This window comes from Bacteroides faecis, assembly GCF_020091505.1.
Classification (GTDB): Bacteria; Bacteroidota; Bacteroidia; order Bacteroidales; family Bacteroidaceae; genus Bacteroides; species Bacteroides faecis.
Genome location: NZ_CP081916.1, coordinates 639,110 through 665,521, shown reverse-complemented (window position 1 = coordinate 665,521; position 26,412 = coordinate 639,110). Strand labels below are relative to the sequence as shown.

The 26,412-nt window shown below is 38.9% G+C and carries 19 protein-coding genes; 1 reads left to right on the top strand and 18 read right to left on the bottom strand.

Going from position 1 to position 26,412, the window contains the following annotated elements; all coding sequences use genetic code 11:
* Positions 1-94 precede the first annotated feature (94 nt).
* Together K6V30_RS03225 and topA are read right to left on the bottom strand one after the other, a co-directional pair.
* On the bottom strand, positions 95-2,128 hold the full coding sequence (locus K6V30_RS03225; RefSeq protein ID WP_224207250.1) for an LruC domain-containing protein: 2,034 nt from the start codon (positions 2,126-2,128) through the stop codon (positions 95-97).
* A gap of 177 nt (positions 2,129-2,305) precedes the next feature.
* Positions 2,306-4,654 (bottom strand): type I DNA topoisomerase, encoded by a 2,349-nt coding sequence (topA, locus tag K6V30_RS03220; RefSeq protein ID WP_010535667.1) that lies wholly within the window; start codon positions 4,652-4,654, stop codon positions 2,306-2,308.
* A 256-nt stretch (positions 4,655-4,910) separates the two neighbouring features.
* Here topA and K6V30_RS03215 point away from each other — a divergent pair, with 256 nt between their 5' ends.
* Positions 4,911-8,831 (top strand): hybrid sensor histidine kinase/response regulator transcription factor, encoded by a 3,921-nt coding sequence (locus K6V30_RS03215; RefSeq protein WP_055270872.1) that lies wholly within the window; start codon positions 4,911-4,913, stop codon positions 8,829-8,831.
* Positions 8,832-9,050: 219 nt separating this feature from the next.
* Here the strand turns inward: K6V30_RS03215 and tnpC are convergent, their stop codons facing one another.
* The 16 genes from tnpC to K6V30_RS03135 form a co-directional block, all read right to left on the bottom strand.
* Complete coding sequence (tnpC, locus tag K6V30_RS03210; RefSeq protein ID WP_224207249.1) at positions 9,051-10,646, bottom strand: IS66 family transposase; 1,596 nt, start codon at positions 10,644-10,646, stop codon at positions 9,051-9,053.
* Positions 10,647-10,736: 90 nt separating this feature from the next.
* The gene (tnpB, locus tag K6V30_RS03205; RefSeq protein WP_010535664.1) at positions 10,737-11,090 is read right to left on the bottom strand and encodes an IS66 family insertion sequence element accessory protein TnpB; all 354 of its coding nucleotides are present in this window, start codon (positions 11,088-11,090) and stop codon (positions 10,737-10,739) included.
* Entirely contained in the window at positions 11,078-11,359 is a 282-nt protein-coding gene (locus tag K6V30_RS03200; RefSeq protein ID WP_010535663.1) for a hypothetical protein, read from the bottom strand. The genes tnpB and K6V30_RS03200 overlap by 13 nt, the downstream gene beginning before the upstream one ends.
* Before the next feature lie 569 nt (positions 11,360-11,928).
* Positions 11,929-12,972 (bottom strand): glycosyl hydrolase family 18 protein, encoded by a 1,044-nt coding sequence (locus tag K6V30_RS03195; protein ID WP_029425078.1) that lies wholly within the window; start codon positions 12,970-12,972, stop codon positions 11,929-11,931.
* Positions 12,973-13,011: 39 nt separating this feature from the next.
* Complete coding sequence (locus K6V30_RS03190; protein ID WP_141758159.1) at positions 13,012-14,961, bottom strand: discoidin domain-containing protein; 1,950 nt, start codon at positions 14,959-14,961, stop codon at positions 13,012-13,014.
* A 57-nt stretch (positions 14,962-15,018) separates the two neighbouring features.
* Positions 15,019-15,492: a hypothetical protein gene (locus K6V30_RS03185; RefSeq protein ID WP_010535660.1), complete on the bottom strand. Its 474-nt coding sequence runs from the start codon at positions 15,490-15,492 to the stop codon at positions 15,019-15,021.
* 116 nt (positions 15,493-15,608) lie between these two features.
* On the bottom strand, positions 15,609-16,157 hold the full coding sequence (locus K6V30_RS03180) for a DUF5043 domain-containing protein (RefSeq protein WP_010535659.1): 549 nt from the start codon (positions 16,155-16,157) through the stop codon (positions 15,609-15,611).
* 13 nt (positions 16,158-16,170) lie between these two features.
* Positions 16,171-17,688 carry a hypothetical protein gene (locus tag K6V30_RS03175; protein ID WP_010535658.1) on the bottom strand — a complete coding sequence of 506 codons (1,518 nt, stop codon included), beginning with the start codon at positions 17,686-17,688 and terminating at the stop codon, positions 16,171-16,173.
* A gap of 69 nt (positions 17,689-17,757) precedes the next feature.
* Entirely contained in the window at positions 17,758-18,303 is a 546-nt protein-coding gene (locus tag K6V30_RS03170) for a DUF5043 domain-containing protein (RefSeq protein WP_010535657.1), read from the bottom strand.
* A 173-nt stretch (positions 18,304-18,476) separates the two neighbouring features.
* Positions 18,477-18,995 (bottom strand): hypothetical protein, encoded by a 519-nt coding sequence (locus K6V30_RS03165; protein ID WP_010535656.1) that lies wholly within the window; start codon positions 18,993-18,995, stop codon positions 18,477-18,479.
* A gap of 83 nt (positions 18,996-19,078) precedes the next feature.
* Positions 19,079-19,621 carry a DUF5043 domain-containing protein gene (locus K6V30_RS03160; protein ID WP_010535655.1) on the bottom strand — a complete coding sequence of 181 codons (543 nt, stop codon included), beginning with the start codon at positions 19,619-19,621 and terminating at the stop codon, positions 19,079-19,081.
* A 2-nt stretch (positions 19,622-19,623) separates the two neighbouring features.
* Positions 19,624-21,168, bottom strand: a complete 1,545-nt coding sequence (locus K6V30_RS03155) for a hypothetical protein (protein WP_010535654.1) — start codon at positions 21,166-21,168, stop codon at positions 19,624-19,626.
* Between the two features lie 132 nt (positions 21,169-21,300).
* Positions 21,301-21,843, bottom strand: a complete 543-nt coding sequence (locus K6V30_RS03150; RefSeq protein WP_010535653.1) for a DUF5043 domain-containing protein — start codon at positions 21,841-21,843, stop codon at positions 21,301-21,303.
* A 1-nt stretch (position 21,844) separates the two neighbouring features.
* Positions 21,845-23,398: a hypothetical protein gene (locus K6V30_RS03145; protein WP_224207248.1), complete on the bottom strand. Its 1,554-nt coding sequence runs from the start codon at positions 23,396-23,398 to the stop codon at positions 21,845-21,847.
* A 22-nt stretch (positions 23,399-23,420) separates the two neighbouring features.
* Positions 23,421-25,142, bottom strand: a complete 1,722-nt coding sequence (locus K6V30_RS03140) for an O-antigen ligase family protein (protein WP_010535650.1) — start codon at positions 25,140-25,142, stop codon at positions 23,421-23,423.
* A gap of 145 nt (positions 25,143-25,287) precedes the next feature.
* The gene (locus K6V30_RS03135) at positions 25,288-26,409 is read right to left on the bottom strand and encodes a DUF4971 domain-containing protein (RefSeq protein WP_010535649.1); all 1,122 of its coding nucleotides are present in this window, start codon (positions 26,407-26,409) and stop codon (positions 25,288-25,290) included.
* Positions 26,410-26,412 lie beyond the last annotated feature (3 nt).

The following is a 26,412-nucleotide window of genomic DNA, read 5'->3' as shown; positions in this document are numbered from 1 at the left end:
GTATCTTATTCTGAGTTGTTGTTCGACCTGATTTATGTCTTTTGGGTCACATGCTTTTACATTGTTTTGCTTGGATAAGATTATTGAAAGTTTATTATTGAGTAATTACTTTCGAATTATCAGGGTCTTTCCACCAATATCCATTCGAAGCACCGAAGCTGGATGCCCAAGCTCCAAATTTAGGATACGCTTCCAATATACTTGTCTTTTCTATTGGTACAAGAAAGTCGGCGCTTCGCTTAGTTCCTACCCTGACACCGCTAATTTGTAGCCCGGTCGGCATATTCTCGCTATTTACGTAGTACAGTCCTTCATCTGGTTTGGATACATCACTGTCTGTGCCGAAATAAGAGAAGTTCATTTTACTGGTTGGAGGGAATTTTACAATATGTGCCTCTTTGTCACGTCCTGTGCCGGAAGAGATGATGATAAAAGGGTTCATATTAAATTTGCTGTACGTCTTTTCCCAATAATCGTTGTTAAAGAAAGGAATAAATGCGGTTTCTGTAAATTTTTCCTGAGTGACGTCTATTGTTACGGTAAACGTTTTGTTGATAGCTGTCTTTTGATTATCGAAAAGAATAATAGTGGGATAGTCCTGCCCTGGTTCCCTATCCTTTCCTTCCATAAACTGTGAAACTATTCCGCCGGATTCTATGGTTATTTTTTTTATATCACTATTTGATATACCTGTGAGCTGATAACCAAACCCATTCTGCCAGTTTGCACCATCATGTTTAGGTATAAATGTGTCTATAATCTTTTCAACTTTATTGGTTAGAATACTTTTGTGAATATCACGTTTGTATTCGACAATCATATCATTCATGTCATAATCCCCTTTGGATGGCCAGAAATCTTCAAATGATAATACACCTTTATAGGAAGTATGTATGTTCTCGATAGGTGCATCGGGGAGTTCTTCTACCCCGCCAGTTTCGATGGATGATCCATCTGAGAAATCAAGATAAAATACAGCATCTCCAAAGTTCCCTTTTCTGGTATTATCTGTTGGTTCGAAGTTAGTTGCATCTTCCATTCCGAACGCTACAACTTCCCCGGATTTGTTCTTTAGAGCAATGGTGCGGTGTTCTTTGCTTTTGTTCAAGTTGCGGATAGAATAGAAAGTGCGTTTGTTGTTGAGGACCTCCGAGGTCTTTTGATTAAAGGAAGATTCTATAAGAAACCATGCTATACTTACTCCCGCAGGGAATTCGTCCACGAACTTTGTACCATCCCAATATTTCAGCTCAACTCTGTCACCGGTATACATGCTCCCTGCTGTACTGCTGGAATTGCACACGGCGGTCGATATGCGTGGATAGGCAATAATCGGTGTAATTTGGTCTGCCTCAGTCGGCTTTTGATTGGTAGGATAGGTAAAATAGCCCACAGTATTTTGCTTGGTGCCTGTACTGTTAAGCATAACCAGCCCGATTTCTGTAGGTTTCTTGATATTGATTTCTATATTTACATTATCAGCTATATATTCAGGATAATGATCTTCCATCGCTGCGCTTCCACCCGGCTTAATGAAAACTTCGCGGATATTATATAAGAGTTGGCCATCTATCTCTGTGGGAGTGGAAGAAAGATAAGTAGGACATCCTATTACACTCCAGTCGCCTAGAACTTTAAAGCCTTCCGGGTATTTATAGCCGTTTTCTGTTACTCCTCTGCTTGTACTTTTGGCATTTCTTTTACTTTGTATAAAAGCTTTCTGGTCAAAAGATACTTTACCGTTCACAATCTGCAGCTGAATCGGACTGACTGTTCCCAGATAATCTGAATAGAGGTAAAGTTCTGTAAGATAAGACGGAATGGATATGAAATCATTGAAAATCCCTTTCTTATCGGTAGCCCCACGATAGACAGGCTCTTCTTTAGTTTTGATTATGTTTCCATCCATATCTTCAGACAACGGATTTTCGGAATATAATTCAAAAACAACCTGATAATTTAAACCATAATTTAAATCAACTGTGCAACTGGAAGATGTTGTAAAGCCAAAATAGTTATCTGCAGTTTTTTCTTTTGGAGCTTCGTATAAATCCTTTTCCATACAACCGACTAACGAGAGTGCGCATAGTACCCCCACAAGGAGAAAATTGAATTTGTTTGTTTGCATAACTGTGTTCTGATAATTTGATTGTGATCTGCAAATATATGTATTTAATATATCAAAACAAAGCGTTTGAGAATAAATTGTTTAGAAAGAAATATATTGCATTGTAAATACAACGAAAGTCCGGTAACCAGTTGATATAGGTTACCGGACTTTTGATATCAGGGTTTGGTGCAAATATTATTTCTTCTTGGCAGTTCGTTTGCCTTTGGAAGAAGTGCTCGGACCTTTTTCGTCTTGTATTCTGACTAATTCCAGGCAGCTTTTCAGACTCAAATCCTGCGGAACAATATCTTTGGGAATCTTGTAATTATTGCCTTTGTAAGCAATGTAAGGTCCGTACCGGCCATTCAGAATCTCCATATCCGGTTCTTCATCAAACTTCTTGATGTGCCGTTCTGCTTCTTTTGCCCGTTTTTCCAGAATCAGTTGCTCTGCTTCTTCCAAAGTAACTTTCATCGGATCAAGTGTTTTCGGCAGTGATACATATACTTTGTTATGCTGGATATAAGGGCCAAAACGACCTATACCTACACTGACAGTCTTTCCTTCATATTCACCAATAGTACGTGGTAACTTGAACAGTTCCAATGCTTCCTCCAATGTAATTGTTTCCATGGACTGGCCTTTCTTCATTTGTGCGAAACGTGGCTTTTCTTCATCATCTACCGTACCGATTTGTACTACAGGGCCGAAACGACCGATTTTTACAGAAACAGTCTTTCCTGTGCCGGGTTCTTCTCCTAAAATACGTTCGCCAACTTTATGTTCTGTCTTTATAGATAATGTCTTTTCTACTGACGGGTGGAACTGATCATAGAAAGTCTTCATGATAGAAGTCCATTGTACTTCTCCTTCTGCAATCTCGTCAAATTCCTTTTCTACACTGGCGGTAAAGTTATAATCCAGAATGTCCGGGAAGTATTCGGTGAGGAAATCGTTTACTACTGTTCCGGTATCTGTAGGAAAGAGTTTGGACTTCTCCGCACCTGTAATTTCGCTATGATCTTCATCTTTGATCTGGCTGTCTTTCAGCGTCAGCACATTGAATGTACGTTCTTCGCCATCCTTGTTGCCCTTCTCTACATATTCACGTTGCTGAATAGTAGAAATGGTAGGCGCATAGGTTGAAGGACGACCGATACCCAATTCTTCCAGTTTGCGCACAAGGCTTGCTTCCGTATAACGCGGTGGACGTTGGGTGAAACGTTCGGTGGCAACAATCGGACCATATTCCAGTTTCTGCCCTTTCTTTAAAGGAGGTAACAGCCGGCTTTCATCCTCTTGTTCACTCTCGTCGTCATAAGATTCACGATATACACGCAGGAAACCATCAAACTTGATAACTTCACCGACAGCAGTGAATACTTCGCCGCTTTTACTTATAGATATGGTAGCAGTAGTCTTTTCCAGTTCCGCATCTGCCATTTGCGAGGCAATGGTGCGTTTCCAGATCAGGTCATACAATTTCTTTTCCTGTGCCGTACCATCGATGGATTGATTTTCCATGTAAGTCGGGCGAATTGCCTCGTGCGCTTCCTGTGCTCCCTTAGTCTTTGTTTCAAAGTGACGGGGATGTACATAACGCTCACCCATCATATGGATGATGGCATCCTTACTACTTGCTGTTGCATATTCCGACAGGTTGACGGAGTCTGTACGCATATAAGTGATGAATCCGGATTCGTACAAACGCTGTGCGATCATCATTGTTTGTGCTACAGTATATCCCAGTTTGCGGGCTGCTTCCTGTTGCAGGGTGGAAGTAGTAAACGGAGCCGGCGGTGTCTTCTTGACCGGACGGGTAGTTATATCTTCAATCGTGAAAGTCGCTCCCTGACATGCGTTCAGGAATGCTTTTGCTTCTTCTTTTGTTTTGATACGGCGGGATAGTTCAGCTTTCATTTCTACCAGTTTGCCGTCTGTATCGGGGACAAGAAATACAGCTATCACCCGGTAAGCAGCTTCTGATTTGAAGGCATGAATCTCTCGTTCACGTTCTACAATCAGACGGACAGCTACTGACTGTACACGACCAGCCGACAGAGAAGGCTTTACTTTTCTCCAGAGTACGGGAGATAACTCAAAACCTACAATTCTATCCAGAATCCGTCGTGCCTGTTGCGCATTTACGAGGTTGAGGTCGATATCGCGTGGTTGTTCGATTGCTTTTAAAATAGCGCCTTTAGTAATTTCGTGAAAGACGATTCGTTTTGTGTTTTCCGGTTTTAGTTTTAATACTTCATACAGATGCCAGGCGATCGCTTCTCCCTCGCGGTCCTCATCGGATGCGAGCCATACGGTTTCTGCCTCTTTCGCTTCTGCTTTCAGCGTGTTGACCAAAGCCTTTTTGTCTGCCGGAATTTCATAAGCGGGTTTAAAATTCTTATCTACGTCGATGCTGAATTCTTTCTTCTTCAGATCGCGTATATGTCCGTAACTAGAAAGGACTTTGAAATCTTTCCCGAGAAATTTTTCAATCGTTTTTGCTTTTGCCGGAGACTCGACAATGACAAGGTTTTTTTGCATAATTCTTTCTTTTATGATGGCTTGTACCATGATATTTCGGGGCAAAAGTAGAAAAAAAGATTCTCCCTACCTTATAATATAAGGAGAATCTAATATTTTTTTGGAAAAAAAAGATTTTACTTGAATTCGTGTTTCTTTTGTATGTGCAAGAATTATTGAGGAAATATTCCATAAAGCAGGAGATTTTAATATAAAACAGTTTTATTTAAATAGAATTTCCTATATTTACACCTCGATACAGTATTATGCGCTATGTATGAATAAGATTCTATTTAAAATATATCTATTGTCTTTCTTTATAGGAATTGCACAGCCTATTTGGAGCCAGTCTCCTTATTACTATTATAAACAACTCGGAATAAGGGAGGGGCTTTCACAGTCGAAAGTACAGAGTGTTCTGAATGACCACAGAGGTTATCTTTGGATTGGTACGGAGGCTGGTTTGAATTGTTATGACCGTGACCATCTGAAACAATACCTGCATCAGCCGGGAGACGAAAAGACGTTGCCTTCTAATAATATAACTTTTATTGCTGAGGACTCTTTGTGTAATCTCTGGGTAGCTACAATGGGAGGAATTTGTCTTTACGATAGAGAAAATGATAATTTTAGAACCTTATCGAATGGTGGCAAACCAATCTACGTTGCTTCCTATCTGTTGGTTGAAGGCGGTGTCTTGTTAAGTGGGTCGGGAGCGATCTATAAATATGCTTATGCCACTAACAAGCTCGAACCTCTGTATTATGCACAAGATCCGGCTTACTATACGCCTTTTTGGCAAATGATACGTTTTGATGATGAGAATATTCTGCTCAATTCGCGCTGGCATGGCATATACTCTTTCAATATGAGGACTTATGAGCTGAAGAAAATAGAGTCGTTTACAGAAAAAAACTATACCTGCATTTATCTGGACTCTTATCACCGTCTTTGGGTAAGCGTTTATGGCAGCGGATTGTATTGCTATCAAGACGATAAGCAGATCAAGCACTTTACGGCATCCAATTCTCCTTTGACATATGATGTCATTCATGACATCACTGAAAGAGAAAACAAACTCTGGGTGGCAACCGACGGTGGCGGGATCAATATTATTTCTTTAGATGATTTTTCATTTACCAATATTCAGCAAAAGCAGGATGATGTCCATTCATTTCCAGCCAATACGATCTACCGTCTCTATCTGGACCCTGCCAATAATATGTGGGCAGGCAGTATCCGGAGAGGATTGGTGGGTATAAAGGGGGTATATGCCTGTTCTTATCAGAATGTCCCTTTTGGCAATTTGTATGGATTAAGTAATCAGACGATAAATAGTTTTTTCCAGGATGACGACGGAATGATCTGGGTGGGAACTGATGGCGGCGGTATCAATCGTTTTGATCCGGCATCGGGAACTTTCCAACATTATCCTGCCACCAAATATGAGAAAGTTGTTTCTATCGTAGAGTATACTCCTGATGAGCTCCTGTTTTTTTCTTTTAATAAAGGGCTTTTCATCTTTCATAAGCAGACGGGACAGATACGCCCCTTTGTCTTGATTGATAAGGAAATGAATGATCAGACTTGTATCAATGGATTTTCTGTCAATATACAGCGGATTACGAAGAATAAGATTCTTTTTAGTGCCCAGCATATTTTTATATATGATATCGTTACCCGTAAGTTCGATATAGTGGCTACTATGGGAAAAGAATATGAACGGCAGTCTCCGCTGATTATAGCTACGGTAGGAACGAAAACATATCTTTCCGATCTGAAAAATATATGTGAGTATGATTCTTCCGAAGGCACTTTCAAGACGATTTATCAGGGGCAGCATATTATTAATGATGCTTCTATGGATAAGGATGGTGTCTTCTGGCTGGCTTCTACCGAAGGGCTGCTACGTTATGATCCACGCACCGGGAAGAGTGAACTGATACAAACAAGCCTGTTTCAGGATGTAGCCTCTGTCGTTGCTGATAACCAGTATCGTATCTGGATCGGAACGCGCCGTCATTTATTTGTTTATTCTTCCCATACTCATAACTTCGCCACTCTGGATGAGGTAGACGGTGTCCTTCCCAATGAATATATTTTTCATGCTACTCTTCTGGCCAAGAATGGAGATGTTTTTGTCGGTGGTACCACAGGTATGACGGTTGTAAACTCTGCCGTTCATTTTGATACAGATTCGGATTATACGGTTGAATTGCTGGATGTATTATTAAATGGTCTTCCTGTCTCATTATCCGAAGAGCAGCAACATGCAACGACCAGGACTATCCAGATTCCTTGGAACTTCTCTTCCCTGCAACTGAAAGTTTTGCTGAATGAAGGTGATGTATTCCGCAAGAATTTCTTTCGCTTCAATATTGAAGGCCTTCATCAGGAGCTGGCGAGTTCCAACTCGAATTCTCTGGTCATTAACTATTTGCCGATAGGCGAGTATACGATAACCGCTTCTTATTATGCCCGCAATGGGGGATGGAGCACGAAACAGCAGATTCTCCATGTCATTGTTACCCCGCCTTGGTGGAAGACAGGCTGGTTTTATATGCTGCTATATATATTGCTGGGGCTGGTGGCATATAGCATTGTCTACTACTTCTACCGTAAAAAGAAGGCCAAACAGAAACGGGAAATTATGCGTCTGAAAAATAAGATGTATGAGGAGAAGATTAATTTCCTGACGAATATCAGTCATGAGCTTCGTACTCCTCTTACGCTGATTTGTGCGCCATTGAAGCGTATCATAAATCAGGAGTCGGACAAGAAAGATGTGGAAAAGCTGTTGGTTCCGATTTATAAGCAGGCCTATCAGATGAAGAGTATCATTGATATGGTGCTGGATGTGAGAAAGTTGGAGGAAGGAAAAGATATGCTGCATATTCTGCCGCATCCTTTGAATGAGTGGGTACGTTCGGTCGGAGATAAATTCGTCGGTGAATATCACGTGAAAGGCATTAAACTGCAATACGAGCTGGACGAAGAGATAAAAGACGTTCCTTTCGATAAGAACAAGTGTGAATTTGTTCTGTCCAACTTCTTGATGAATGCGCTGAAGTTTAGTGAGTCGGGTACGACCACTACATTGATTACCACTTTGTCGCCGGAAAAAGACAGGGTTCGGATCTCTGTCAAGGATCAGGGGATGGGACTGAATATGGTGGATACGGATTCTCTTTTCTCCAGTTTCTATCAAGGGGTACATGAGAAAGGAGGAAGTGGTATCGGATTATCCTATGCAAAGAGTCTTATTACTCATCATAAGGGAAAAGTAGGTGCTTCGAATGCCGATGGAAAAGGAGCGGTGTTCTATTTTGAGTTGCCATTATTCACAGATGCCTGTGGACAACTCGAACCGGTTTCTACAGAAACGTCTGCAGGCGTTGAAGTGAACGAACCCGATCAGGTTGATTATACCTTCTTAAAGAAATATTCGGTGATGGTGGTAGAAGATACTCCCGAACTGCGAAGTTATCTGAAAGAAACACTGAGCCATTACTTTGTTCGTGTATATGTCGCTAAGGATGGTAAAGAAGGATTGGAACAGATTAAGGACCGATTGCCGGATATCATAATCAGTGATGTTATGATGCCCCGTATGAATGGGTTTGAGCTTTGCCGGGAAGTGAAGACTAACTTGGATATCAGTCATATCCCTTTTATTTTGCTGACCGCTTATCACAATTCTCAGAATATGTATACCGGCTATAAGACCGGAGCAGATGCCTTCTTGCCGAAGCCTTTTGAGATAGACGGTTTGCTGGCATTGATTCATAATCAGTTGAGATTGCGCGAACAGATACGGGCGAGATACAAAGATGATAAGCTGCTGACACATAAAGAAGTGAGCTTTAGTAATGCGGATGAAACTTTTCTTTTGAAATTAAATTCATTGATTGCAGACAACATGAGTAATCCGGAACTGGATGTCGCATTTCTGGCCACCAATATGTGCATTAGCCGGTCATTATTGTTCAACAAAGTAAAAGCCATCACCGGTATGGGGATTGTAGATTATGTGAACAAGCAGCGTATTGAGCAGTCAATCGTGTTGCTTACTACTACCACCATGAATATTACTGAGATCTCCGAAGTGGTCGGCTTCTCTTCTTTGCGTTATTTCAGTAAAGTCTTCAAGTCTATTAAAGGCGAGATTCCTTCTGCATATAGAAAACAGGATAAATAAATCGCATCTGTAACTTGAATGCAGTGCATACTAGAAATAAAAAAATAAATATTAGTCTCATACTCTCATTCTATATGAGATAAATGGCATATAATCAGTGTGATATGTAATGAGAGATACTTCTTTTGCAAGGTATCTCTCATTGTTTTCTACATAAAAACAGTAAGCGTCTCGGCGATGCCGTGTTTTTCTTCAAAAAATCAGATAATCCTTTTCTTTTCAGATTCTACTTCTGTTTTCCTTCCATTTGTCGGGCAATAAATCTCTATATATTTTCCTGTCTGTATTTGGTGGTAACTTCGCCGCTTTGTTAATCACATCGGCTATATATTCGAATGTATTTATGCCATGCATCCTGCACGAACATGCCAATGAATATAGTATTACCCCTCTTTCAGCTCCCTTATGGCTTCCGAAGAAAAGCGAGTTTCTTCTGGATAGTGATATATACCGATTATACCTCTCGACAAGGTTGTTGTCCAGATAATACTCCCCTTTGGTAAAGATATCCTCTATGGCCTTCCACTGGGATAGTGTGTAATTAATGGCCTCCGCCATTTGGCTTTTCGGTAATAAGTCCGGCTTTGCCTGCAGGCTCAATAATTTCTTTTTTATCTTCCTGAGTATTGGCGGGGCATACTGTTTTCTATGTGCAAGATTGTCTTTGATTGTCCATCCCTGATAGCCTGTCCGATGTTCATGTTCCTTTTGGTACAGTTGGTTTATCATTTCAACTATCTTTCGGGCGTCCGGTTCCTTATCCTGTTCAAGAAACTTTCGTTTGACGTGCTGAAGACATGCGATCCTCGTGATATTGTGATATTGGTCGGTTTCCAGTTTCCTGTATGGGGCGTATGCATCACTTTGTACTGTTCCTTTATAGGTTTTGAGGAAATCAAAAAGCACCTCCTGCCTGTGTGATCCGCCCTCATAGAAATAGAGCACCAGCTTTAAGGTCGCTGCCGCCGCTGCCCAGATATACCCTTTTCGTACCCCTTTGCCTTTACTGTTCTTTTCCGGAACCAGTACTTTGTGATATGTTTCGTCACAACAGAGGTAGGGATCTTCAAGCACCACTTCCCTGAGTGCTTCATAGAGGTTTTCGAACAAAACAGCCGTTTTACCCAGCAGATGATGGGCGGTGGGCTTTTCGAGTTTGAACCCGTTCTCCCGAAAGAAGTTAACGATACGTTCCACACTCATGGAGTAGATATATCGCAACTGGCATAAACCGGCAACGAACGAACCGTCATATTGGGAATTCAGAAAAGGGGCGGCGGGGGCGCAACCGCTGAAGACCGTTTCATTAAAGCTATAAATATTCTGTCGATAAATGTACTTAATGAACTTTGGCGGAATATAGACATATCGGATAGAATCACGGTATCCCATAAACTTGGCAAGAGACATACTGAAAAGGGGATGGTCGGGATTGACTTCGATTATCTTTTCTTCCAGTTCAAAATGCTCTTTACGTTTGGAGTTGTTATTCCCCCGTTCTTTGGGGGAAGCGGACGGACGGGACGGAGCTGTCTCAGAAGCGGGTTGCGGCTTATCAGGTATTTGCTTTTCAGACTCATTGCTGATAAGCTTACTCAAACTGCGGCTAATGTTCTCCTGCTTTTTCAGTTTGCCGTTCTTCAGCGTCAGCGCTTCTTCCAGAGATTGAACGGCATCGGTCAGTTGCTTAACCTGTGAAGTCAGTTCACAGATCAGACGCTGACTTTGTTGCTCACGCTGGTCAGCAGCTTTAATCTGTTCCTTGAAATGTCTGTTCTGTTCCTCCAGAAGCTCTATGACCCGGTCTTTTTTCATACCTCAAAGATACGAAAAAAGAACCGGGCAACAAAGCTTTTTATTATAAATCTACGTTGTAACACATTGTTTATCAATCATTTGGCGTTTCTATAGCTTCAGCCGAAATCGTTTCCTGCACTTGGCTGACCGGAGGGAGACGCCCTGCATAATCAAAAAGAAACTCTTCCAGGAAAGCTCGTAAGCACCCGTAGAAGGATTAAAACGCGGGACTTCGAAGGTGCCTTCTTCCAGGCGCTTCTGGTAAAGAATAAAACCATCCGTATCCCAACGTAAAATTTTAACCATGTCCCGTTTGTGGGAAAAGAAAACAAAAACATCTCCTGAAACGGGAGAAAGTGACATGTCGGACTTGACCAGCTGATAAAGTCCTGTCATACCTTTACGCATATCGACATAATGCTGGTACAGGTAATAACGCATATTTTCGGTTAAAGCAAACATGACTGCTCCTCCTGTATCTTACGGTTATAAAGGTCAATAAAACGGTGAATACCAAAAGAACTTCCCTGCTTGATGGAAATAATCACCCCATCCGGAAAAGTAATATTGATACCATAAAGCATATCCGAAGAAGAGGACGGACGGACCGAAGGCGCGGATGAGGGAACCAAAGGACTGAAGCAGGGCACCGGCTTTGCGGAGGAAGAAACCGAAAGGGAAGAACGAAGTTCACGAATGCGAATGCCGTGCCGAGAAAGCCAGAGTTCCATACCATGATAATTAACATGACACTCATGACAATAACTACGAAGAGTTAAACAGGGAGAAGATATCAGACGGGATTTATACTCAGACAGGGTTTGAGTGTATAAAGCATGTGCAGTCATATAAGTAGGAATTGATTAATATGAAAGCAAAGATATGAAGAAGTAGAATTAAAGAAAAGACGGCATCGCCGAGACGCTTACTAAAAACAGCTTTAATTTGGCTTATCTCTCATCCTTTTTAGAGTATCTCTCATTCCCTTTTCTTTTGTAAGTAGATAATTTGAGGGTTAATATCTCATATATCGGTTTCAAATTACAGGTACTTTGTAGCTAGGATACCTTATATCTTTGCCATATTAAGCCTGCATACTTCTGTTTTCTTACCGACATCTTCATCGTTCCACTCGGGTGAAACGATTGTGCCACTAAAGTAGAGAGATCTGTTTACGTTAGTGATGAGATCAGACCACTCGGGTGGAACGATGAAGATCTCCTATTAAAAATCTGATAACAATAGGTGAAAAGCACCACAGGATAGGGTCTTTTGCATGAGAAAAAGCGGTAAAGCTTATCTATTCCATCATTTCTCTGCCTACAACGTTTATGAGTTTTAAGTCATAGTTATCATCGTGGGCATCTTGGAATAATTGCCAGATCATCACGCCGGCATAGTCGTTTTCTTTGATGAACTTACATTTGTTGGCTATAGTAGGGCGACCGTTATAATAAGTCTTGCCTATATTATCCTTGTCTGCAGCTTCATTTCCAAGATGTTTGAGTATGCCGCTGTAACGAATTCCACGTACATCGTCTACTGCGCCTTGCAGACTTTCCTCCCAGGAATATCCATAAAAAGGAAGTCCTCCTACTATTTTACTTTTGGATGCCCGGCATTGCTCGTTCCAGTATTTGAGGTCTTTTACAAAGTCCTCGTAAGAGGCATGCTGAACCGGAGTGTCAGTAAAGGCTCCACGGTCATAACTCATCAGGTTGATATAGTCGAAGTATTGCTCCCATTCGGTTCCGTAATTAAGCCAGCGGCTGTTGACTGCACAAGTCATCAGCATACCTTTCTCTTTAGCCAGATATAAACCTCTGGCAAAAACCAATAACGAAGGGAAGTTCTTATCCCAGTTGTCATACTCCTCATAATCAATGTCGAAGCCATCCAGCTTGTATTCTTTGGTGAATGCAATCACCTGCTGTATCAGTTCCTTTCTGGCTTTCGGATCGTTGATGGCAGCCGTAAATTCTCCCGGACTGTTCTTTGCCAGTGATATCAGTATCTTGACATTATGTTTGTGGGCTGTTTCCCGTACACTTTCAATTCTTTCCCGGACAGGATCAATGTTCAGAGTGCCATCTGCTTTTACCCTTGCAAAGCTGGCATTGATATGTGTCAGATATTTCCATTCTATCGAAGGGAATAAACTTTCAAATTCCCAATCATCGAGCGGGAGATAGCCGATAACTACTTTCTGAGTGACTTCCGGTTGGGGCTGAGGCTGCGGTTGAGGCACATTGGGCTCTTGTGGGTTGTTGGTACTGGAAGAGGGTCCGCAACTAGTGAATAAAATGCTTACAACTGTTAATAATACGTATAATAAATTTCTCATAATGAATTGATATTAAGTGAATATTGCTTTTTTACTAGTTTATAACCAAATGATTTTTCCATCTTCATAAAGGAAGATTCTATGATGTTCTTGAGTATTTTTACTGCAGTGACTTAGTCTCAATAATGCCTTTCGGGGGACATTGTTGAATATAAGATAGCTGCCATTCCCTTCTTTGCGTTCAATTGTACGCCACTCATTTTCCCAATATGATAATTCATATGTGTTCGACCTGCCAAGCCATGATCTTATATAGGGGCTTATTCCTATGGCAGATAATTTGTATTCATTATTTAAATCAAAATCAATATATCCTTTGGAGACTTCTCCACTGAAGGCGGTATCACTCAATCCGTCAATTAGCATTTCCGGTTTCTCATCTTCGTTATTATGCGGTAAAGGAGACAGGATTTGAATGCCGGTGATCAGTTTGTCTGCACTATAAAATGAAAGTTCTCCCAGAGCAATGCCGGGCGATGGTAAATAAAGCCGGACAAATCGATAAGACATCGGGTCGTCTATTCTGAAAAGTTGATGTTGTATCTGTAATGTATCAGTGATGGTATATAATAGTTTATCTTTTTTCCCGTTTTTCATTCCCCAGAGTTCGCTTCCTTTTAATGAAGTCAGATTCTTCCTGTTCTCGTTGAACGGTACTTGACCCGCAAAATTGCGAATTACGACTTGTCCCTTTTCTCCGTTGGCAGACAGATTTTGCAGGGTACCGTCGGATTTTAACCAGAACGGCTGTCCTGCCGGTATGCTTTTCCCTTTTGCATAATAAGTAGGAAGGTATACAATATCTTTGCCCATTTTGTCGAATGTCACTTGTTGGTCTTTTATCTTGCCCCACTGAACAGGAATCCAGTTTTGATAGTTGTAAACTGATAAATAAGCATAGCCGGGAATCGGATTAATGGAATCTGTATTCAATATCGCTCGTATATCTTGGGTTTCAAAATATTCAGAAGATACGTCTGTTTTCTTTTCATTCAGAAATAGAGGCGGAATATCCTCACGTGCAACTTTCTTATCGGATAATGGGCCTTCCGTATGATTGGAGAAAGTCTTGCGATAGACTTTGGGTAGTCTGAACTTCCCCCATAAGTTATCGTAGGATTTGTTATTATAAATACGTTTATATTTCCAGCGGTCATCATCCCAGAATGCTTCAAAAGCATAAGACTCTCCGTTTACAATGATCACGTTCCAGCTGTGCCCTCCGTTGCGATTGCCCCATACGGGAACGAAATCTACGGCGGCAGCCATTCCTACAGATGAAAGTAGCAAGGAGTTGAACCAGCATCGCTGTTCGCATGTACCGGTTTTTATCTTTTCGAATGTAGATGCTGTTAATATTGGGATGAGTGGAACATAGTAGGGAGAATGAACGATATCTTTATAAAGAAACAATAAAGAGTCGGTCTCCTCCATGACATTCTTTCCATGTGTTGTATAAAAGTCTTTATGATGCCGTCGATAATACCTGTCTCTTGAATTGTCGATTACCAACCCGTTCTCTCTTCGATATGGCAAGATATATTCACAAAAATCATGAAAGGAACAATTTTGTGTATATACGTTTCCTTTCCATGCTTTGAATGCCATTTCTATTTCAGAAATAATAGTCGAAGCTGTTAAGTGCTCTGCATCACACATCCTTTTTACCGTTAATTCGTCAGAGTATACAAAACAGAATACTTGCCATAAACTGTCAATTTCTTCTCCGCATTTCTTATTTATTTCATAATTGTACTTCTTTCTGACATTGTCGTATATCTTGTAAAAAGGGGCATATACAGTTTGCAAGCTGGAGTCATCGGCGTATGATCCCTGCATGTTGGAGATTAGAAACTTGGCAGCTTCAAGTTTCAACGAGTCGTTTACGTAATGTTTTAAAACCTTTTGCAGTTCCGAACGGTTTTCTTTGGCGGATGACAAAGTCTTGTCTAAAGCACCTTTTGGAGTGCAAGAAACTAGTAGAAGCATTCCGGAAATATATAAATAATTTAACCATTTCTTTTTCATCATCCTATCTTTTAAGGTCTATTCCCAATAAAATGTATACTCCTTTTCGTAGAGTTCTTTATTCCGTTTTCCATTGTCATCTCTTTTAAAAGTCCAACTATAAACTACACAATGTAATTGTATCTTATATATTGAATCCAAGTCTTTTACATATCCTCCTTTTTTTAGCTCTAATAAACTGATATTACTTTTTTTAATTTCTCCCGGGAGGAAATTAAGATATAACTCTGTTGGATGATACATACATCTGCTATAGCCTATTTTTTTATTGTTCTTATCATAAATATTAAGATCGTAAAAACTTCCTGTATCGCTACCGTCATTCGTTTGGGAATGCCGGAGAATAGCTTCAAGATTCTTATCGTTGTTTTTGAAAGTAAATGTCAGGCATTTCTTTTCTTTGTCAAATGTAACATCGAGGCTCATTTGACGCTGTTGACACATTATTGGTAACATTGTAATTAGTAATACTGTTGTAATAATTGTTTTCATTGTATTTATATGTGCTGATTGTCGAAATTTTAATATCTATAATAAGAGACTATTCTATCTTAGAATAACCTCTTATTATAGAAACTGCTTTTATCACCATTAAAGCTAAAGATAGGCTATTTAGGTTCTATTGCCCACCATTGGTATACATAATTCAATGTTTTAGCCAAGGGGGTTAATGTATACTTTAGACCAATTAACTTGGTCTCTATTTGACGGTAAATAGAGACGGGTATAGTGGCATAAGGTGTGAAATCGGCAAAATTAAAAAGAACTTCGCTTATTCTTCCTGTTTCAGAATCGGTATAAGTAATTATTGTAAGTTCCCATCCTTTCATCTTTCCTTTATAGTTGATAAACGCATTATTAACAATTACTTTGAAAATAGAGTCATTATAAGTCTCATTCTTATCTTTAACGTATAAGGGGGTATAATTTTCTGGAGTTACATAAAATGGGGTATTTGTGCCTTTCTTCATTTGTTTTATGTATGTCCATTTATTATTCTTGTTATACAAATTTATATCCCCGCTCTCAGTATCTACATCGCATTGATAGATGTATCCCTGCTCGTTAAAAGTTTTAGTTGTTGTATAATAATTTGTTTGAGCAATAGCCAATGAAACATTATACAATAGGCTGATTAATATAAATATATTTTTCATATTTCTTTGTTTATTATTGATACAAACTTCTTAAATTGTTGAAATTATCTAATCCTTTTCTGCTATTAAGCCAAGGATAATCAATATTATCATACCCCACGTCTCTGAAGTCACTTATAATTTTAGGAATTATTTTTTGCAATTTTCCAGCAGTTATCCCAGGTCGTAAATTGCCAAACTCATCGATATACCTTACCAAAAGACGTGTTGCATTCCATCTAGAGTCATTCTTACTCTTTTCATACCACCAAGTCCTTTCGCTTTCCTCCAAACTATTTATATATATTTGCTGAATGAGATGTGCTTCGAATTCTTGATTCAACTGCGTTGCATTCCATGTTTCTTGCTCTGTATATGATTGGAGAGCATGAACCATCTCATGCAAAAGAGCACTGCTAGTTATATCCATTCTCATTTTAATACCTCCTAAACCAGGATCGAAATTACTATTCATATTGTCACTAACAAATTGAATAATCAAAGTTTTTCCTTTAAGTGCTTCTTGTAATTTGTGATATAATGCTTCACCAATCTTGGTCTTAGTCATTTTATCAAGTAGATTCTCAATTGTTTTCCAGCTATTATCTGTCATATTGGAATTACGAAATATCGCTTTTGCTTTAGGAGCCACTGGTTGATAACCTCCTCCAACGCCACCACCACTATCTACTTCTGGAGGAAACCATGTATGGGCATTACCATTTTCATCATGGTATATGTTGTTGCATACTAATTTGGTTTCATATTTTGTTCGAGTACGGCACTCGATACCGAAGCCGATTCCGTATTCAGGATCTTCATAAATAAATGGTGTACATTCATCATATTCAACAAAGACACTTTCATAATGACATTCTGAACTTTCGCTACGTGTATCCGCAGTAGCTTGCATTTTTAGTCCTTCTTCTGTCCCCTGGCTAATCGTTGCTACGATTTTTCCATTTTCATATTGCCAACCATTAACTAAGCCACCTTCCGGTTCATAGAAGTAAACACTGCCACTTAGATCAGGAGCACGATACAAGTAACTATTATCTTCAAAGTGTTTAGCTTTCATAAGATAGTCATAAGTACCTACGATATGCATTACAAAATTGATGATTTCCCCTGTTTCCAGATTCTTGATGATCACCATTCGGGATATGTTTCGTATCTTTCCGCGCTCTGTGTCCTTACATTTCTCCATGGTTTCACTATCCATCAAGACTGCGCCTCCTCTTGTCAGTAGAGGAACTTCCACTACTTCAAACTTTCCTTTTCGATTTTCGTAGCCCTTCTTCCAATGCAGCTTAGTCATTAACTCGAAATGAGTAGCAACAGAGCGGGTAGTAACTACAGGTGTCTGATGAGCTTCGTACCAACTCCGTGCTACATCTATACTCAGCTCACGGTTTTTACCTTTAATAATTTTTCCTGTCGTTTCCCGTGAGTCCAGATCTGTTTCGTCCTGTAAGCAGGAATACAGCATCAGACCAAAGACAAGAAGTCCGACAAGGTAACAAACAGGTCGTTTGATTCTTTTTGTTTTCATCTTTTTTATTGTTAAATAGAAATAGCTTATTATAAAAGCGGCTCTCAAAATTACTATTGAGACTACAGATTACTTAGGTTCTATTGGCCACCATTGGTATACATAGTTCAATGTTTTAGCCAAGGGGGTTAATGTATACTTTAGACCAATCAATTTGGTCTCTATTTCACGATAAACTGATACGGGTACTGTAGCATAAGGAGTAAAATTGGGAAAATCAAAGATAACTTCACTAATTCTTCCTGTTTCAGAGTCAGTACAAGTAATAATGATCAGTTCGAATCCTTTCATCTTTCCTTTATAATTAGCAAAAGCATTATTAACAATTACTTTGAAAATGGAATCATTATAAGCCTTACTCTTGTCATTAACATATAACGGGCTGAAGTTTTCTGGTGTTACATAAAATGGAGTATTAGAACCTTTTTTCATTTGGTCTACGTATGTCCATTTATTGTTCTTATTATATAATGTAACGCCTCTTCCTTTAACTACGTCACATTGATAAGTATATCCCTGTTCGTTAAAAGTTTTAGTTGTTGTATAATAATTTGTTTGAGCAAGAGTCAATGAAACATTATACAATAGGCTGATTAATATAAATATATTTTTCATATCTTTTTTACTTTGTATTATATAGCATAACTACATTGGTCGATGTTAATTAATAGCCTACCCCTTATGTGTATGATATAGCAGGATATTTTCTTGGGAAAATAAATGCTTTCCCAAGAAAATATTTTTAGGTTATGTTTTTTGAACTTTAGTTATACTTTGAATCCTTTGCATTAATCTAGATTTAATAGATCGTATGGTACATAGCGTTCGAAAAATAATATGTCTTTAATGTCAGACGTGTTACGATTAAAAGTTGCTTTATCTTCTGTTCTCATTATCTTCTCAAATTTTTCAATTGCTTTTATCGGTATCGTAATTGATGAATTATGAAAGACTGTTATCCACTTAATTTTTCCAGAGGTCAATTCATAAAAGTATGAGATAGCTAAGAAAGAGTTTTCAGAAGTTATATTTTCTTTAATTTCTGATTTGAGATATTTCTTCACATACTCTTTGTCATTGAGTATTGTTTTTATAGGCCATACCTTATATTCTTTTACTGCTACATCAGGAGATGCTACTTTTTCAAAAGATATTTCTGCTCTATATATAAACTTACTTTTGTCTCCTTTCCTTATTTCATAAGTTTCTGTTTCTCCTTTTTCTTGATAGACGACTTTTTCTGTTATCTGGCCTATGACATTTAAAGTGAATGTCATGAGGGTAAAAATGAGACTAACTGTTTTCATGTTTTTTGTTGTTAAATAGGAATAGATAATCTTAAACAAGAGGTTATTCTATTTCGGAATAGCCTCTCGTTATTTGCCTATGGCTATTCGGGAGAAACATCAATCCAATAAAGAATATAATTTAGTTTTTTACCTTCTGTTGTGGGCTTAAAACTCAACTTCTGTTTGATACCCAATTCTATATTACGATACACAGAAATAGGAATGGTGGCATAAGAACCTATACTAAAAAATTCAAAAGCTACTTCATCTATTTTTCCGGTATCTGGATTAATATACATAGATAATACAAATTTAGATCCTTTAACCCGTTGTTTCTCTGTACTGGAAAAGGCTTTATTAATAATAGATTTACAAGTGTAGATAAAGTCGTTATTAACGGTTTCTATGATATCAGGTGTATCATCATACATTATAAAATGTTCTCCTGTACTGCGAATTATTTGGGGAGTATATATCCATTTATCGCCTTTTTTATAAAGAGTTACCATGCCTGATTCTCTCACATCACATTGATAAATGTAATCATTTTCTGTAAATGTTTTAGTTTGGGTGTAGTAACTTGGCTGTGCAAAAAGATATAAGGTGCAGGATATCAAATAAATAAATGTAATAAATGTTTTCATATTCAACAGTTTCTAGTTAATTCTCGTATATTTTCAAAATTTACTATTCCAACTCTGCCTAAATCCAGAGTGTATTTACTTTCTGGATATCCATTTGATTGCAAGGCAGGAATCACTACGTTCAGAAGTTCTAATTCCAAATTATATAGCTTTGTGTTTGGTTGCAGATTTCCCTTTCTATCAATCAGGTTATTCAGATTCGCTATTGCCTTCCAGCGCAGATGTTGCATATCTCGCTTTTTCCAATAGCTGTCACTGGTATATTCTGGTAAGCTACTCTGGTAAAGATACTGTGCATAATGCGTTTCTATTTCCATATTTAATTTAGCACTGCTCATACTATCATAAGTTTCTCTGTATGATTGATATGCATGAAGCATTTCATGGAAGAAATCACCACTTGTGGAAGCTGTGGTTAATCTTATTCCGCTTCCGTTTAAATCGAAACTAGAGTTTTTATCTTTGGTAAATTGAATCGCTAAAGTTTTTCCTTTTAGTGATTCTTTTAATCCATTGTATAGGGCTTTTCCCATACAGCTTTTTGTAATCTTTTCCAGCTTTTCTTCGATCACTTTCCAGTTTTCTTTTGTCATACTTGAATTGCGGAATATCTCTTTGGCTTTAGGAGCTATTGGTTGTGGTTGATAACCTCCTCCACCACCTCCACTCGTATTTTCATTAGGATCCCATTGCCCGCCAATATTACTATCTTCTTCATAAGTAGGTGTTTCGATGCATACTTGTACTTTTTCCCATGTTCCCACCTTGCGACATTCAGAACCGAAGCTGAGACCGTATTCTGGATCTTGATAGGTAAATCCATTACATTCATTATGTTCCATATAGACCGATTCAGTGTGGCATACTGGTTTTAATACCATACCACGTGTATCTATGGTATCCTGCATTCTTGAACCTTCTTCTGTCCCCTGGCTGATTGTAGCTACAATCTTTCCATCTTCGTATTGCCAGCCGTTGACCAAACTACCTTCCGGTTCATAGAAGTAAACACTACCGCTAAGGTCAGGAGCTCGGTACAAGTAACTATTATCTTCAAAGTGTTTAGCTTTCATAAGATAGTCATAAGTGCCTACGATGTGCATCACAAAATTGATTATTTCTCCTGATTCCAAATTCTTGATGATCACCATTCGGGAGATGTTGCGTATCTTTCCCCTTTCTGTTTCCTTATATTTTTCCATGGTTTCACTATCCATCAAGACTGCGCCTCCTCTTGTCAATAGAGGGACTTCCACTACCTCAAACTTTCCTTTTCGATTCTCGTAGCCTTTCTTCCAATGCAACTTAGTCATTAATTCGAAATGGGTAACAACAGAGCGGGTAGTAACTACAGGTGTCTGATGAGCTTCGTACCAACTCCGTGCTACATCTATACTCAGCTCACGGTTTTTACCTTTAATAATTTTTCCTGTCGTTTCCTGTGAGTCCAGATCTGTTTCGTCCTGTAAGCAGGAATACAGAATCAGACCAAAGATAAGTAGTACGACAAGGTAACAAACAGATCGTTTGATTCTTTTTGTTTTCATGTTCTTAGATTTTAGTGAATACTTATTTTAGCTGATTTTCAAAAATCCTCCGTAATTCTCTATGCGCCTCATAGGTTTCAAAACCGTATACTTTTACTTTTTTGATAAGGTGCCTCATTGGCGCAGTTTCTTTTATTTCACTTCATGCCTCCAGCCTAAAAATATGTAATTATATTTGGCGCCTTCCTTTGTAGGTGTAAACCAGATATTTTTTTTCAATTCTGCCTCTATATTGTGATATACAGAAACAGGAATTGTTGCATAAGGACCAAAAGATACAAATTGATATTCTACTTCTGCAATTTTACCATCATCTGGATTGATATATAAAATAATCGTCAACGCTTTACCTTTGACCCTCTGTTTCTCTATACTTGAGAAAGCATTATTAATGATGGAAAAACATTTAGGTTTAGTCCATGTTTCTCTTTTAATATGCTCTTCATTTTCTTCGGCTATAGTTATCGTTTTACCTGTGCTCTTATTGATTTGATCTGCATAAGTAAACTTATTTTCCTTGTTGTAAAGTCTTACAAATTTGGCTTTATCAATTACATCACATTGATAAGTGTAACCTTCTTCATGAAATGTTTTAGTCTTGTCATAATTTGAAACTTGAGCAGAGATTTCTATTATTATAGACACAAGCCCAATAAATATAATCATCCTTTTCATACTAGCAATTTTTAGTAATTTCTCTTAGATTTGCAAAATTAGATTGAATATCCCGATTGCTGTCATATTTATAATCTTTGTATTCAATAGTTCTTTTAAAAGCCTCAACAATGTTAAATTCAACGAATGAATTAACAAGCTCTTGGTCCATTCCTTCATGCAAATAACCTTTGTCATCTAGATAATCATTCAGGGTCATTACTGCAAGATGACGCCTGCTTTTTTTCACTTCAACAGCTTGCCTCCACTCACAGACATCATATTCCAAAGAGCCCTTTAAATAAAGGTATTGTGCATAATGTGCTTCTATGTCAAGATTCATTCTCGCATTAACAAATGATGTATAATTCTTTTCATTTTGGTATTGATAGGCATGTAGCATTTCATGAAATAGTTCATTGCTATCCATATTCTTGTTTAATTTGAGCGTTCGAGTACTGGGGTCATATATTGCTTCCTTTTCTTCCACAAATCGGAAGGATATAAAATTTCCATTTAGTGCAGTACTTTTGTATAATTTTTTATACAAATTTCCTCCCATACAATCATCAGTCAATTTATCTAACATATCCTCTAATTTCTTCCATTCTTCGTCAGACATATTATGATTTGTGAATAATTTCTTAGCTTTGGGGGCTATTGATTGTGGTTGATAACCTCCTCCACCACCTCCACCTGTGTTTTCATTGGGATCCCATTGTCCGCCAGTATTACCATCTTCTTCATAAGTGGGTACTTCGATACATACTTCCACTGTTTCCCATGTTCCCACCTTGCGGCATTCAGCACCGAAACTAAGACCGTATTCCGGATCCTGATAGGTAAATCCATTGCATTCATTATGTTCCACATAGACCGATTCTGTGTGGCATACTGGTTTTAATACTATACCACGTGTATCTATTGTATCTTGCATGCTTGAACCTTCTTCTGTCCCCTGGCTTATTGTAGCTACAATTTTTCCATCTTCGTATTGCCAACCATTAACCAGGGCACCTTCCGGTTCATAGAAGTAAACACTGCCGCTTAGATCGGGAGCCCGGTACAGGTAACTATTGTCTTCAAAATGTTTTGCTTTCATAAGATAGTCATAAGTACCTACGATGTGCATCACAAAATTGATGATTTCCCCTGTTTCCAGATTCTTGATGATCACCATTCGAGAGATGTTTCGTATCTTTCCGCGCTCTTTTTCCTTATATTTTTCCATAGTTTCACGATCCATTAAAACTGCACCTCCTCTTGTCAATAGAGGGACTTCCACTACTTCAAACTTTCCTTTTCGATTTTCGTAGCCTTTCTTCCAATGCAGCTTAGTCATTAACTCGAAATGGGTAACAACAGAGCGGGTAGTAACTACAGGTGTCTGACGAGCCTCGTACCAACTCCGTGCTACATCTATACTCAGCTCACGGTTTTTACCTTTAATAACTTTCCCTGTCGTTTCCTGTGAGTCCAGATCTGTTTCGTCCTGTAAGCAGGAATACAGCATCAGACCAAAGGCAAGAAGTCCGACAAGGTAACAAACAGGTCGTTTGATTCTTTTTGTTTTCATGTTCTTAGATTCTAGTGAATAATTATTGTAGCTGATCTTCGAAAATTCTTCGTAATTCTCTATGCATTTCATAGGTTTCAAAACCGTATACTTTTACTTTTTCAGTAAGCACTTCATTGGCAAGTCGGTTTGCTTCAGAGATACGCTTTTGCTGATAGTACATGAGAGCTAACTTGTATCGTGCTTTCTGTCGGGAGGGTACCATAAAGTGAGCTGCCCAATAAGCTGTTTCAGCCTCTTTTATTTTGTCTGTACGTTGTAGAGCGTCGCCTTTAAGAATATAGGTATGTGTGCTTGGATATAATTGTTCCCAATAAGTGATCTTATCCAGTAAGATGCTGTCTCTCTGTGATTTGTAAAGAGTATGACAATAGTATGGCCAAAATATTGTTTCATTCTTCATTGCTGTTTCCAGCTGTGAAAGGCTCGTTATAATTTCTTCCGGTGATTGGCTGGAAGTACGATGGGATATTTGATATAATTCCCGGTGGCATTGAAATATTTTTATCAGTAAAGCTTCCTGTCCTGCTATGGCAAGGAAAATGACTGCTTTCAGAAATATATATTTGTGAGGAAGTTGTTTAATTACACATTCTCTTTGTCTGTTGGACATTTCTGCTAGTGCTATAGTCATAACAGCCAGAATCGGGAAAGTCTGATCGGGATAAGAAAATAATCCCCAGACAAGTCCGGCTATGTATATCGCCTGGGCGGATAAAGATTGTATCTCGCTTTTCTTATACGAGAAAATGCAATATAATATTCCAATATAAAGTAGCAATCCTGCAATTCCATATTCTACTGTCCAGCGTAAAGGTTCGTTGTAGACATAGTGGTTATTATCTGCTAACTGTTTTTCATATATGCTTCCTTCTTTTTTCAGATATTCACTTTGAAAATGCATATAGTTGGCAGTAAAGCCATGAGGACCAAAGCCGGTAAAAGGCTTCTCTTTTATCATTTGTGCGGTAACTTTCCAGATCAGTATTCTTCCATCAGCTGAGGCCGGTTTGAACTGATATAGCAAGTACGAAAGTAGCGCAATTGTAATCAAGGTTGATATACCCCATCGAAAAGAGATTGAAAAGCGACTATAAATGGAATAGCTGATGATAGCTAATACTGCTATCCAGGCGGAACGACAGTGAGTAAGCCACAATATGGGCAGAGCTATAATACACGTAAGAAAACTCACTAAATAAGTATATCTATGGATTGCATCTGACTTGAAATGCGATAATACCATTATCGGAGCACTCAGTAACAAGCATAATATTCCGGCATAAATTGTAGGGTTGCCATAAGGACCTGTTATATCAAAATGAGGATGATGGGAGGGAAGTATATGCAGTATCTGCATATAACCGATAATTGACAGGACTAAGGTAGTTATGAGGATGATAGTATATAAGAGAGTGCCATTTAATCCTCCTGTCTGACGTATGCTCCAATATAGTATGATCAGAGCAAAACGGGCTAACCCGAAAAGGTTAGAGGTAGGAGGATAAAAGTATATGTTCCCCACCGCTATTAAAATAACTAATAAGTCTATAATAGTTAGTCGGTGAATGAATTGTTTAGTGGGATAGAAAGCTGCAATACCTATTACTGTCGCTAGGAATGTACAGGTAAACAAGAATGATTGATGAGGAACATCAGGTATTTCTTTTATCGGATTGAATAATAAGCCTAATAAAAGGAATCCGATAAGTAAGGATACTATATTTTTTCTGGTTATTGCCATCTTTGTTTTTAGGCTTGATTTTCATTATAGTATATCAAATACTTCCTAATAATGGAATTGGTGTCAATAAAGCGAAAAGAGGAGATTATATAAACCTCCTCTTTTCTTTAGAAGTTCCTAAAAACCTTGGCTCTTACCTTAAAACCTATTTATCTAACTTGGTTATTTTCACCCAGTCAATTTCCATGATGGCAGGTAAGTTGGCATCATCGATAGGGCCTGCCCATGAGCCCTCTCTGTCTCCTCCCAATCCCATGTTCAGGATGAGGTAGAATGAAGAGTCTTTCGTAAACGGCCATTGCTTCATTTCCGCTTCATTCTCCAGTTTCAGGTTCGAATAAGAGAAAGTTTCCTGACCATTGACGAAGAAAGTCAGCTTGTCTTCGCTCCATTCTAAAGCGTAGATGTTCCAGTCTTGATAATTGCAAGTTACTTGTGCGGTGTTGGACGGATCTTTGATGTTCAAATCATACGTGTAGTGAGTATGTATCGTATGATGGATTACGGATTCTTGTTTTACATGTTCCATGATATCGATTTCTCCGCAATTCGGCCATCCGTCATAGATATACTTCTTCGGCATCATCCAGATAGCAGGGAATGCGCCGTTGGGGTAACTGGTGATTTTTGCTTTTACTTCCACCCGTCCGAAGGTGAAGTCAAACTTGCCTTGTGTCTCGATACCTCCGGCTTTGTATTCGTCGCCAATTTTTTCAGCTTTGAGTATCAGTCTGCCGTCTTTTACGTAAGCCTGGTCATAGCTTTCGGACATTTCGTCGTTCCAGTCGGAACCTGCTTTCTGGCAGAGTACCCATTTGGTCGGGTCCGGATTGCCGTCCACATCGAACTCGTCCATGAAGAGAACGTCCTTCATGGTGTCGTCAAACTTGGTCAGTACAATAGTATAGGTCGTTGTCTGATTGTCTTCGGTGGTGACGGTCACTGTCTGCTCTTTTTTCCAGTTGTGTACAAATGTTGCCGGGTCCGGTGAGATGGTGGCTCCGTCGCTCATTAGCGTATAGTCTACGCCGGTGATGGTATTGGCATCCTCGATCGTACCGATTTCCACTCTGTGGGTTGTCTGGTCTATCTTCCCATGATAATAGGAAGTCGTATTCGCTGACACATTATTTATTGCTACGGCAAAAGCGGTGAGCGGATATTTTTTTTCCGGAGTGATGTAATTGGTCTCATCATCCGAACAGGCAGCAGTGGAAAATCCGATGATTGCCATGTTCAGTATAAGTAATATTTTTCTTTTCATCATACT

What these genes read in the sequence shown, in the direction of transcription:
- K6V30_RS03225 (WP_224207250.1), bottom strand. Translation starts at nt 2,128, where the DNA reads ATGCAAACAAACAAATTCAATTTTCTCCTTGTGGGGGTACTATGCGCA.
- topA (WP_010535667.1), bottom strand. Translation starts at nt 4,654, where the DNA reads ATGCAAAAAAACCTTGTCATTGTCGAGTCTCCGGCAAAAGCAAAAACG.
- K6V30_RS03215 (WP_055270872.1), top strand. Translation starts at nt 4,911, where the DNA reads ATGAATAAGATTCTATTTAAAATATATCTATTGTCTTTCTTTATAGGA.
- tnpC (WP_224207249.1), bottom strand. Translation starts at nt 10,646, where the DNA reads ATGAAAAAAGACCGGGTCATAGAGCTTCTGGAGGAACAGAACAGACAT.
- tnpB (WP_010535664.1), bottom strand. Translation starts at nt 11,090, where the DNA reads ATGTTTGCTTTAACCGAAAATATGCGTTATTACCTGTACCAGCATTAT.
- K6V30_RS03200 (WP_010535663.1), bottom strand. Translation starts at nt 11,359, where the DNA reads ATGGAACTCTGGCTTTCTCGGCACGGCATTCGCATTCGTGAACTTCGT.
- K6V30_RS03195 (WP_029425078.1), bottom strand. Translation starts at nt 12,972, where the DNA reads ATGAGAAATTTATTATACGTATTATTAACAGTTGTAAGCATTTTATTC.
- K6V30_RS03190 (WP_141758159.1), bottom strand. Translation starts at nt 14,961, where the DNA reads ATGCTTCTACTAGTTTCTTGCACTCCAAAAGGTGCTTTAGACAAGACT.
- K6V30_RS03185 (WP_010535660.1), bottom strand. Translation starts at nt 15,492, where the DNA reads ATGAAAACAATTATTACAACAGTATTACTAATTACAATGTTACCAATA.
- K6V30_RS03180 (WP_010535659.1), bottom strand. Translation starts at nt 16,157, where the DNA reads ATGAAAAATATATTTATATTAATCAGCCTATTGTATAATGTTTCATTG.
- K6V30_RS03175 (WP_010535658.1), bottom strand. Translation starts at nt 17,688, where the DNA reads ATGAAAACAAAAAGAATCAAACGACCTGTTTGTTACCTTGTCGGACTT.
- K6V30_RS03170 (WP_010535657.1), bottom strand. Translation starts at nt 18,303, where the DNA reads ATGAAAAATATATTTATATTAATCAGCCTATTGTATAATGTTTCATTG.
- K6V30_RS03165 (WP_010535656.1), bottom strand. Translation starts at nt 18,995, where the DNA reads ATGAAAACAGTTAGTCTCATTTTTACCCTCATGACATTCACTTTAAAT.
- K6V30_RS03160 (WP_010535655.1), bottom strand. Translation starts at nt 19,621, where the DNA reads ATGAAAACATTTATTACATTTATTTATTTGATATCCTGCACCTTATAT.
- K6V30_RS03155 (WP_010535654.1), bottom strand. Translation starts at nt 21,168, where the DNA reads ATGAAAACAAAAAGAATCAAACGATCTGTTTGTTACCTTGTCGTACTA.
- K6V30_RS03150 (WP_010535653.1), bottom strand. Translation starts at nt 21,843, where the DNA reads ATGAAAAGGATGATTATATTTATTGGGCTTGTGTCTATAATAATAGAA.
- K6V30_RS03145 (WP_224207248.1), bottom strand. Translation starts at nt 23,398, where the DNA reads ATGAAAACAAAAAGAATCAAACGACCTGTTTGTTACCTTGTCGGACTT.
- K6V30_RS03140 (WP_010535650.1), bottom strand. Translation starts at nt 25,142, where the DNA reads ATGGCAATAACCAGAAAAAATATAGTATCCTTACTTATCGGATTCCTT.
- K6V30_RS03135 (WP_010535649.1), bottom strand. Translation starts at nt 26,409, where the DNA reads ATGATGAAAAGAAAAATATTACTTATACTGAACATGGCAATCATCGGA.